Origin of the sequence: Huaxiibacter chinensis, from assembly GCF_022171985.1 — a bacterium.
In the GTDB taxonomy this organism is placed as follows: Bacteria; Pseudomonadota; Gammaproteobacteria; order Enterobacterales; family Enterobacteriaceae; genus Enterobacter; species Enterobacter chinensis_A.
Window position 1 is genome coordinate 1 of sequence record NZ_JAJVHF010000094.1, and the last position, 234, is coordinate 234.

General features: G+C 63.7%; 1 protein-coding gene. It reads right to left on the minus strand.

The window, feature by feature from the left end:
* Positions 1–234: autotransporter domain-containing protein (locus tag LZP96_RS24110; protein ID WP_258926385.1), on the minus strand; the 234-nt coding region annotated here is incomplete at both ends.

A 234-nucleotide genomic window follows, 5' to 3' on the forward strand; every position in this document is an offset into this window, starting at 1 on the left:
ACGGAGTCCACCGCCGTTTCGCTGCCCGCGTTCATCGTCAGGTTAAAATCACCCGCGCTGCGCTCGCGATAGCCATCCTCAAGGGTGTGGCGGAACTTCACGCCCGCATACGGCGTCACGGTCATCCCCTCGGAGAGCGTAAAGGTCTTCGCGCCCTCGCTGCGGAACTCCAGATACTGCTGACGCGCGTCGGAATCGGCCACCTTGTTCACGTCGCCATACGCCACCGAGCGG